A 7,319-nucleotide genomic window follows, 5' to 3' on the forward strand; every position below is an offset into this window, starting at 1 on the left:
GGGCGAGAGCCTGCTGGCGGGCGCGGCCGGCGCCGTCGCGGGCCGGGGGATCGGCAAGAGCGAGGGCACCAATTCGGAATGTGACCGGGTGCTGGCGCGCAATCCCTGAATATCGGGGCGGGTGCGCAGGCCCCCTCTCCCAGTTTCGGTAAGCGGCGGAGCCGCTAACCTTCACTAGCCCTCTCCCCCCTTGTGGGGAGAGGGTTTTGTTTTTGGGGAGCAATCCATGAAATGGTTCGGGACGAAGGCTGCGCAGGGGGATGCGCGGCCGGTGTTGGCGCGTGCCTGGGGGACGGGCGCGGTGGCGCTGGGGGAGTGGCCCGCCAGTTACGAGGCGCAATTGCGCGCGGGCGTCATGGGCAATCCGGTGGCGCAGCGGGCGATGCGGCTGGTGTCGGAGGGGGCGGGCGCCTGCGCGATCAAGGTGCGGGGGATCGCGGAGGATGCGCGGGTGCGGGCGCTGGTCGGCCGGGCGTCGGCGGGGCAGGGCCTGATCGAGACGCTGGCCTGCCATTTGCTGCTGCACGGCAATGGCTATGTGCAGGTGATGGCGGGCGCGGACGGCATGCCGGCCGAACTGTTCGCGCTGCGGCCCGAACGGGTCAGCGTGGAGGCGGATGCGCGCGGATGGCCGGCGGCCTATCTGTATCGCGTGGGTGAGAGCGTGACGCGGCTGCACCCCGAAGATGCCGCCGGGCGGACGAGCGTGCTGCATATGAAGGCGCTGCATCCGCTGGACGATCATTATGGCTTGGGCTGCGTCGGCGCGGCGGCGGGCGCGGTGGCGATCCACAATGCGGCGAGCGTGTGGAACAAGGCGCTGCTCGACAATGCGGCGCGGCCGAGCGGGGCGATGGTCTATGAGCCGGGCGACGGGTCGGTGCTGTCGCCCGAACAGTTTGAGCGGGTGAAGCGCGAGATGGAGGCGGCCTTTGCCGGCGCGGCCAATGCCGGGCGGCCCATGCTGCTGGAAGGGGGGCTGAGCTGGAAGGCGATGAGCCTGACGCCGGCCGAGATGGATTTCGTGGGGTTGAAGGCGGCGGCGGCGCGCGAGATCGCGTTGGCGTTCGGGGTGCCGCCGATGCTGATGGGCCTGCCCGGCGACAATAGCTACGCCAATTATCGCGAGGCCAACAAGGCGTTGTGGCGGCAGGCCATCTTGCCGCTGGTGACGAAGATTGGCGCGGCACTGGCCCAGGGGCTGGCGGGCTGGTGGCCGGGGCTGGAACTGGAGCCGGATCTGGACGCGGTGCCGGCGCTGTCGGACGAGCGTGCGGCGCTGTGGGAGCGGGTGGCGAGTGCGGATTTCCTGAGCGCGGAGGAAAAGAAGGCGATGCTGGGGATGTGATGGCCGATATTTGGCCCAAGCCGGTCTGCAAATGACACCTTTCTGCGCTTCCGGTGCTCACGTGCATTAAGCACGCTGCGTCGAAGCGAGACACGTGGCTCGCTTCGAGGTTCTCGAAATGCATCATTTTCGCCTCGGCCTGAGCCAAATCTCGACCATCTCATGGTCTTGACGCAAAGTTTAGCCAGCGTGGGCGAGGCTGTCGAGGCGGCAGAAGCCGCCGCCCCAGTTCCAGTGGCCGCCCTGGAGCAGGCAGTCGCCCGCGCGGTCGAGGCCAAAATGCCAGCCGGCAAGGCCGAGCGCGGCGATGACGAGGACGATCAGGATTTTGCGGGTGGGGCGCTTCATGGCGCGGGAGATAGGCGCGTGGGATCGACATGAAAAGGAGGGGGCGATGAAGGAGGAGATGCTGGCGCGGCTGGTCGCGCAGGCGCAGGGGCAGGTGGCCGACATGGTGACGATCCGCGCGCTGATCGAGGAGGCGAGCGATCTGGGCGCGGGGCGGGCGCTGGAGCGGCTGGGGCTGAGCGATCGGGGCGCGGAACAGGATGTGCGCGAATTGCGTGAATTGCTGTCCGCCTGGCGCGACGCGAAGAAGGCGGCGCGCGGGGCGGTGATCGGCTGGATCGTGCGGATCGGCATGGCGCTGGTGCTGCTGGGGGTGGCGGTGAAGGTTGGGCTGGTCGGGTTGGTGAAGGCATGAGTGGCGAGGTGGTGCTGGCGACTTCTCGACTTCGCTCGAAGCGAACGGAGGGGGGGGCGACAGGCGACCTGCGCTTTGCGGGCTATGCAGCGATCTTCGACCGGGTGGATCGGGGCGGCGATGTCGTGCGGGCGGGGGCGTTTGGCGATGTGGCGGCGGCGGGCGTGCCCCTGCTGTGGCAGCATGGGCCGGCAAGCGTCATCGGCGTGGTGGAAAGCGCGCGGGAGGACGCGCGCGGGCTGCGCGTGATCGGCCGCGTGTCACGCGCAAGCGCGGCCGGGCGCGAGGCGGCGTCGGCGATCGCGCAGGGCGCGGTCGATGGGCTGAGTTTCGGATATCGGGTGAAGACGGCTCGGGGGGCAAGGCCGCGCGAATTGCTGGCGCTGGAACTGGTGGAGGTGAGCGTGGTGATGCACCCGATGCAGGATCTGGCGCGGGTAGTGGCGGTGGAGGGGTGATTTATAAGGTTGATGCTTCTTTGGTCGCGTTACCGCCGAATTTACGACGTAAATTCGTCGGAGAGGTAGGCTGACGGCGACAAATAGATGAATTCGGCATCGTTGACCTTATCGACGATCATGAGGCTGTCATAGACACCCATATGGCCATATCTGCCCTTGTAGGCTGCGCGTCGACCGACAAAGTCGATAAGGAACATTGTCGAATGATCGTTGTCGTGACGCCTTCTGAGCGAGGGTTCGAGACTTTGCGAAAAGTTCAGCCATTCCGCGCCGCGTCCTTGACGACCCCGGAGGGCGCGATAGCGGGATTTCACCTCAGCCGGCGTGGACGCGCCCTCGAAAAAGCGCGATCCTTCGAATTCGTCGAGCCAGATGCCTTTGTATCGTCTGGCAGGCAGTAGCCTATAACATTGCTCGGCCGGGATGCGACCGTAGACAACTATTCCATCGATGGTTTCCTTTTGGCTGCATGGGTACCCCAGGAGGCCGCCCGCCTTGCTGGCCACGCCATCGCTGAAACGCTGGTATCCACGGATGGGCGTTGCGCGTTCGTCGCAGGCTGTGATGTTCAGGGCCAAGATGGCGGCATAGCCTTTTAGATGACGCATTGTATTTCCTAGCGAGCGAACGGTCCGGTTCTAGATAGCATCTCACACCCCCAGCCATTCAAGCCCGTTGGGCAAGTTATCTGAGCTATAGTCGAGTTGCAGGACGCGGCGGTGGCGGGGATTAGTAGCGGCGTTGGAGGCGTGAAGGATGGGCGTGGCGTAGAGCCAGATGTCGCCGCGCTCCGCCAGGCAGGCGTGCGTCCCGCAGCGGGCGACGAGGGCGGCGACATCGGTTTCGGGGATGCGGCCGTGGCGGTGCGAGCCGGGGGCGATCAGCAGCGGAGCATTGTCTGTGTCGACGGGGTCGAGATGGATGCGCAGGGTGAGCATCCGATCAAGCAGGGATTGCGGCGGCGCGACGTGCTGAATGCCGGACTTGAGCGTCCAGGGGCCGAAGCCCGGTGTGCCGATGCGGGTGCGTACGGCGATGGTGCGGTCCTGATGCCAGCCGAGCGCCCAGTTGGTTACGGGGCTTTTGTCGAAGAGGATGGCGCGTACCGCTTTTGTGGTCGGGCCTTGATGGGCGGCGGCGTGGCGGCCGATCGCGCCGGTGGCGCTGAGCATGCTGGCGAGGGCGGGCAGGCTGGCGAGACGCAGACCGGGCTGGCCGGGCGGCAGATCTGAGAGCGCGGATTCTATGGTGGCAAGCGCCGCAGCATTAAGAGCGGAGCGGACATGAAAGGCTCCGTGGGTGTCAAGACTTGGGCGCATGACGACTTCATGGGCGAAGGGCTGAGCGGGGGCAAGGGGCCGGCCCCCTCTCCAACGGCATCCAGGCGGCTGCGCCGCCAAGACTTTGTATCCTCTCCCCCAAAAGGGGCGAGGAAATTATGGGCGGTCCATTTTGGGCCGCCCTTTTTTGTGGAGACGGGCATGACGGATCAGTTGGAAGCGAGCCTGGACATGGTGGCGCAGGGGGAGCGGATTGCGGGACTGGCGCAGGAGGTGGCGGCGCTGAAAGGGGCGTTGCTGAGCGCGCAGCGGCCGGCGCTCGATGGCGTCAAAGGCGGGATGGAGGACCCGGCGCGGGCGGCGTTCGTGGATCGCTATGTGCGGCAGGGGCATGAGGCGGGCGTTGAGCTGAAGAGCTTTTCGGGCGCGTCGGGCGCGGCGGGCGGCTATGCGGTGCCGCGCGAGATTGATCAGCTGATCGGATCGACGCTCAAAGCCATGTCGCCGATCCGCGCCATCGCCAATGTGGTCCGCACGGGGAGCGCGGGATACCGCAAGCTGGTGAATGCCGGCGGCATCGTGTCGGGATGGGCGAGCGAGACGGGCGCGCGGGGCGAGACGGGGACGCCGAGCTTCAACGAGATCGTGCCGCCGGGCGGCGAACTGTTCGCCAACCCGGCGGCATCCCAGGCGATGCTGGACGACGCGCAGTTCGATGTCGAAGGCTGGCTGGCGAGCGAGATTGCCCGCGAGTTCGCGGTGGCCGAGGGCGCGGCCTTTGTGACCGGCAATGGGACGAACAAGCCCAAGGGTTTCCTGACCTATACGACCACGAATGAAGGCGATACGGTGCGTGCGTTCGGATCGCTGCAATATGTGGCGTCGGGCGCGGCGGGCGGCTTTGCGGCGAGCAACCCGCAGGACAGGCTGATCGACCTGATCCAGAGCCTGCGCGCGCCCTATCGCCAGGGGGCGTGTTTTGTCATGAATTCGGCGACGCTGTCGGTCATCCGCAAGATGAAGACGAGCGATGGTGCGTTCCTGTGGCAACCGGGCCTGAGCGCTGGCCAGCCCGCGACCCTGCTGGGATATCCGGTGGTCGAGGCCGAGGATATGCCCGACATTGCCGCGGGCAGCCTGTCCATCGCCTTTGGCAATTTCGCGATGGGCTATGTCATCGCCGAACGCAGCGAGACGAGCATCCTGCGCGATCCGTTCAGCAACAAGCCGTTCGTCCATTTCTACGCGGTCAAGCGCATTGGCGGCGGCGTGGCCAATAGCGAGGCGATCAAGCTGATGAAGTTCGCTGCGTCGTAAACGGCGAGACGGCAAGCGGATGACTTGGTGGGGGGAGGCATGTGCCTTCCCCCCTTTTTTGTGTCGAGACTGGCAGGGGAGCGGGGCGTGGCGATCACGGGGCTGGAAATGGCGGAGCTGGTGCGCGAGCTGTGCCATGACGAAGGGACAGGGCCGCTGGCGTTGAGCGGGGCGGCGGCAGGCTATAGGCGCTTTGCGGACGCGGTAGGGACGGGCGCAGCTTTTCCTTATGTCATTGTGGGCGCAGGCGACGCGCCGCAATGGGAGGCGGGCAGCGGCGCGCTGGACGCAAGCGGGCGGCTGGTGCGGACGCCGTTGGCCTCTTCGGCGGGCGGCGCGGCGGTGGATTTCGGACTGGGTGAAAAGCGCGTGACGCTGACCCCACATGCCGGCTGGATCGCGGCGGTCGAAGATCATGGTCATGCCATGGCCGAAATTGCCGGGCTGGCCGAAGCGCTGGCGAACATGGAGCAGCTAGGCGCTACGGTGGATGCGGCCGCCCGGGCGATCGATGGATTGAGCGGGGCGCTGGCAGGCAAGCAGGCGGCGAGCGGGCAGCTGGACGCCATCGCGGCGCTGGCTACCACGGCGTTCGGCCGGTCGCTGCTGGAACAGGGCGATGCGGGGAGCGTGCGCGCCCGGATCGGCGCGCTGGGCGCGAGCGGCGTGCAGCGCATGGGTGACGCAGAGCTGCACATCAATACGATGACGGGCGAGGCCTATCCCACCGAAGGCTGGATGGGTCGGGTCAGCGTGATGGGGCCGGCGGTGTCCGTGGTGATGGATGGCGGCCAGGGCAGTTTTCGCGTGGTGGGCACCGGCGCGCTGGCGAACAACCGGCTTTATCGCGCCAATGGCACGCTAGCGGCGCGGGCCGACATTGCAAGCGGCGACGTCATTGGCGACTATAATGTGTGGGGGCAGATTGGCGGCGATTTCGTCGAGCTGTCGCGGGTGCGCACCACCTATGTCGGCGCGGCACCGGCCACCAACAATCTGGCGTCGCGGATGAATTTCTATGTCGGTCGGACCGGATCGTCGGCGATGCAGGAGACGCTGCGGCTGGAGCACCAGGCGATCACTGCGTTCGGCGCGGTTGCGCCATCGTCCGACAACGGCTTTGCGCTGGGGAGCGGGGCGGCGCGATGGTCGGCCATCTATGCCGCGAGCGGGACGATCAGCACGTCCGACGCGCGGTCGAAACAGGACCTGGCGGATATTGACGAGGCGTTGATCGACGCCTGGGGCGCGGTGGACTGGCGGCAATATCGCTTTGGCGAAGCGGTGGCGGCCAAGGGCGACGCCGCGCGCACGCATCTGGGGCTGGTGGCGCAGGAGGTGCGCGATGCGATCGACGCGCGGCTGGGCATGGGCGCGGCGGTGCGGCTGGGGCTGCTGTGCCATGACAGCTGGGACGCGCGGGACGCGGAAACGGACGATGATGGCGTGGTGACGCCAGGGCGCGCGGCGGGCGACCGCTGGGGGCTGCGCTATGAGGAGTGTTTGGCGCTGGAGGCGGCCTGGCAGCGGCGGCGTATCGCGCGGCTGGAGGCGCGGATCGTGGCGCTGGAGACGAGCGCATGATGCAGGGCGAGGCGCTGGGGGCGCAGCCGATCGGGGATGGTGGCGCGGATCGGCCCGGATGGAGCGGGCCATGGGGCATGGGCGTGCGGCCGGGGCTGGACGTGCGGATCGACGCGCGCGCGCCGGCGATCCGGATCGCGGCGAAGATGGGGAGCAAGATCAGATGAGCCTGTTGTTGAAGGACCCGCAGGCGCGGGTCGACCATGCGATCGACTGGTCCGCCTATCTGGCCGGGCAGAGCCTGATCGCCAGTGACTGGACGGTCGAGCCGGAGGAAGCCGGCGGGATTGTCGTCGAGGAAGGCGCGTTCGAGGCACAGCGCAGCAGCGCGCGGGTGGCCGGCGGGCGGGTGGGCCAGGTTTATCGGCTGACTAATCGCGTCACCCTGTCCGACGGGCAGGCGGATGAACGGTCGGTGACGATGCGGGTGGAGGAACGCTGATGCTGGCACAGCAGGAGAGCGGGGCGCTGGCGGCGCCACTGGCGGAATTGAAGGCCTATCTGCGGATCGCGCATGACGACGAGGACGCGGTGCTGGCCGGATTGCTGCGCGGGGCGAGCGCGCTGTGCGAGCAATTTGTCGGCCAGTGGCTGATCGCACGCGATGCGCGACGCTCTTCCGATCT

11 protein-coding genes are annotated in these 7,319 nt (G+C 67.4%); 8 read left to right on the forward strand and 3 right to left on the reverse strand.

What is annotated here, in order from left to right:
- The first annotated feature begins 226 nt into the window (after nt 1-226).
- Nucleotides 227-1,348: a phage portal protein gene (locus B2V90_RS04305; RefSeq protein WP_228220479.1), complete on the forward strand. Its 1,122-nt coding sequence runs from the start codon at nt 227-229 to the stop codon at nt 1,346-1,348.
- Between the two features lie 180 nt (nt 1,349-1,528).
- Here B2V90_RS04305 and B2V90_RS04310 read toward each other — a convergent pair whose 3' ends face one another.
- Nucleotides 1,529-1,696, reverse strand: a complete 168-nt coding sequence (locus B2V90_RS04310) for a hypothetical protein (RefSeq protein ID WP_228220478.1) — start codon at nt 1,694-1,696, stop codon at nt 1,529-1,531.
- A 46-nt stretch (nt 1,697-1,742) separates the two neighbouring features.
- Here B2V90_RS04310 and B2V90_RS04315 point away from each other — a divergent pair, with 46 nt between their 5' ends.
- Both B2V90_RS04315 and B2V90_RS04320 read left to right on the forward strand, forming a co-directional pair.
- A complete protein-coding gene (locus B2V90_RS04315) occupies nt 1,743-2,051 on the forward strand; it encodes a DUF6127 family protein (RefSeq protein WP_228220477.1) in 309 nt (102 codons plus the stop codon).
- Entirely contained in the window at nt 2,048-2,509 is a 462-nt protein-coding gene (locus tag B2V90_RS04320; RefSeq protein WP_228220476.1) for an HK97 family phage prohead protease, read from the forward strand. Before B2V90_RS04315 ends, B2V90_RS04320 begins: the two co-directional genes overlap by 4 nt.
- 41 nt (nt 2,510-2,550) lie before the next feature.
- Here B2V90_RS04320 and B2V90_RS04325 read toward each other — a convergent pair whose 3' ends face one another.
- Together B2V90_RS04325 and B2V90_RS04330 are read right to left on the reverse strand one after the other, a co-directional pair.
- Nucleotides 2,551-3,090 carry a hypothetical protein gene (locus tag B2V90_RS04325; RefSeq protein ID WP_228220475.1) on the reverse strand — a complete coding sequence of 180 codons (540 nt, stop codon included), beginning with the start codon at nt 3,088-3,090 and terminating at the stop codon, nt 2,551-2,553.
- A gap of 72 nt (nt 3,091-3,162) precedes the next feature.
- Nucleotides 3,163-3,831, reverse strand: coding sequence for a phytanoyl-CoA dioxygenase family protein (locus B2V90_RS04330; protein WP_228220474.1), 669 nt, complete (start codon nt 3,829-3,831; stop codon nt 3,163-3,165).
- Between the two features lie 162 nt (nt 3,832-3,993).
- On the opposite strand from B2V90_RS04330, the gene B2V90_RS04335 reads away from it, so the two are divergent.
- From B2V90_RS04335 to B2V90_RS04355, 5 genes are all read left to right on the forward strand, one after another.
- The gene (locus B2V90_RS04335; RefSeq protein ID WP_228220473.1) at nt 3,994-5,109 is read left to right on the forward strand and encodes a phage major capsid protein; all 1,116 of its coding nucleotides are present in this window, start codon (nt 3,994-3,996) and stop codon (nt 5,107-5,109) included.
- An 87-nt stretch (nt 5,110-5,196) separates the two neighbouring features.
- A complete protein-coding gene (locus B2V90_RS04340; RefSeq protein WP_228220472.1) occupies nt 5,197-6,693 on the forward strand; it encodes a tail fiber domain-containing protein in 1,497 nt (498 codons plus the stop codon).
- The gene (locus B2V90_RS04345) at nt 6,690-6,860 is read left to right on the forward strand and encodes a hypothetical protein (protein ID WP_228220471.1); all 171 of its coding nucleotides are present in this window, start codon (nt 6,690-6,692) and stop codon (nt 6,858-6,860) included. The genes B2V90_RS04340 and B2V90_RS04345 overlap by 4 nt, the downstream gene beginning before the upstream one ends.
- Complete coding sequence (locus B2V90_RS04350) at nt 6,857-7,135, forward strand: hypothetical protein (protein ID WP_228220470.1); 279 nt, start codon at nt 6,857-6,859, stop codon at nt 7,133-7,135. The genes B2V90_RS04345 and B2V90_RS04350 overlap by 4 nt, the downstream gene beginning before the upstream one ends.
- On the forward strand, nt 7,135-7,319 hold a 185-nt coding region (locus tag B2V90_RS04355), incomplete at its 3' end, for a head-tail connector protein (RefSeq protein WP_293919812.1). The genes B2V90_RS04350 and B2V90_RS04355, both read left to right, overlap by 1 nt.

The sequence above is a fragment of the Sphingobium sp. UBA5915 genome (genome assembly GCF_002431195.1).
GTDB lineage: Bacteria > Pseudomonadota > Alphaproteobacteria > Sphingomonadales > Sphingomonadaceae > Sphingobium > Sphingobium soli.